We start from the raw sequence: 1,926 nt of genomic DNA on the forward strand, positions 1-1,926 counted from the left end.
TACGATATGCAAAAATCAAAAAAATAAGAAAAACACTAAGAATATAAAAAATTGCAAAATCATCAGTTCTTTCTCTATACTTGTAAAATTTCTCTTTAAAAAGAAATATCCTAGCTGGAGAAATAAAAAAAGAAAAAATAAAAATACTAAAATTTCCAATAAAAGGAAAATCTCAACTTCTGAATGTAGAAATTTGGATAAATTATTCCGATCAATTTTCAAAAATACATTTGAATAATAAATTAAACCCAAAAGTATAAACTCAAAAAGTAAATTCGAAACAATTAAAAATAACATAATACCTCAAACTTAAAGATAACACTTTTTTAAGTATTGAATTTTAAAATTTCAACTCAAAATCAAATAAAATCCATAATAGCCAAAAATAGTAGAGATAATAATCAATATTTACAACTAATGAATTATCTTCTACGAAATAATTAAGATTTTTAATTAGATAATTTATTAAACTCACTTAATTTAAACAATAACGATCTTCGAAATAAAAAATAATTCTTCTATAAATCTCATTTCAAAGCAACAATTACAAAAGACTTTCAAATTAATGCTCAGAAATAAACCTGAAAGGAAAAACTTTAAATAGAATAAAAAACAGAGAAAAGTAGTCAGTGTAAGCGTCGAAATAATTGATTAAATTTTGCACATCGTATAACAGCATGTAAACGCTACGCTTCGGCACTTACGGCCTCGCTTGGTCTGCGACACATTCCCCTCCTGGCACTCGCTTGCATGCGCAAGCTACGTGACCAGTCCCTAACGTCCCGCTGGGACTCAGGGTCGGGGAACGTCGTTTACACTAGTTCGTTATTTGCAATGTGATAAATATGAAAGAAGAAGAATATAACATTAACAATAAAAGAAAATTAAAGGAATTTATAGAATCCTTAAAAAAAAACCCAGAAAAACTCAATTCTTTATATGCTCATTTCATATCTGATTTCATTGAAATCAAATATTTATTAGATAGCATTATGGATGTATATCTCAATAAAGATGAAAAAAATGAAATTCTTTATACATTAAAACAATTAGTATTCCAATTTTACGTACAATATAACACAATAAATTTGATAGGCAATTTAAAAACCAATATACTTGATAATAGACTATATCTTGATGATAATTCCATAGGAGCTGTTTTAAGAATTCTATTTGAATTACAATTGAAAATAAAATTTATATTCAGCGATCTAAAAACAAATTACAATAGAACTAAATTTAGATATTACGTTTGGAAATATTGCGATCAAAAATCTTCAGAAAAAGATTTAATATTTTATGATAATGATCAAAAAGATATTAACAAAATAGAAAAACTTTATCAAAAGATTAAGCGACTAAAAGAATATAAAAAAATATCAAATTCGGAAATTAAATCTATCGAAAAAGCCAATTGGTCGAATTTTCACCAAGGATTTCTATATCCAAATTCAAAATTAAACAGAAGTATTTTTAATTCATTTTGGTATGAGTATTTTTCTACTATTATTCACAGTAATTACAGCAAATTACCTAATGTTAGAAAATACTACCATGAAAGACCAAGAATTGATAACATGAGAATCTACTTTGGAATTGCATCCTTTCTTGGAAAGGAGGTAATATCTCTTTTATCAAATTTAAATATTAATGCAATAAAAGAAGCCGATATAGATTATCGATTAAACCTTGAAGAGAAAATTGAAATTTGGAAAAGAGATAGTAATAATATTGATACTTTTGAGAAATCATTAGTAAAAAATCACACTGCAAATAACAACGACTAACCGCTTCACTTCGGGACTTGCGCCCTCGTTCGGTCTACGACACATAGGCTTTTGTCACTCCTCTTGCTTACGCAAGCGTCGTGCCAATCCCTAACGTCCCCTTCGGGGACTCAGGGCCAGCCTACGTCGGTTAGTCTAG

General features: G+C 28.0%; 2 protein-coding genes. Both read left to right on the forward strand.

What is annotated here, in order from left to right:
- Window positions 1-238: hypothetical protein (locus tag ND811_RS19135; RefSeq protein ID WP_265365556.1), on the forward strand; the 238-nt coding region annotated here is incomplete at its 5' end.
- Between the two features lie 607 nt (window positions 239-845).
- On the forward strand, window positions 846-1,787 hold the full coding sequence (locus ND811_RS19140; protein ID WP_238761839.1) for a hypothetical protein: 942 nt from the start codon (window positions 846-848) through the stop codon (window positions 1,785-1,787).
- The last annotated feature ends 139 nt before the right edge of the window (window positions 1,788-1,926 follow it).

The organism is Leptospira soteropolitanensis, from assembly GCF_026151655.1.
Classification (GTDB): Bacteria; Spirochaetota; Leptospiria; order Leptospirales; family Leptospiraceae; genus Leptospira_A; species Leptospira_A soteropolitanensis.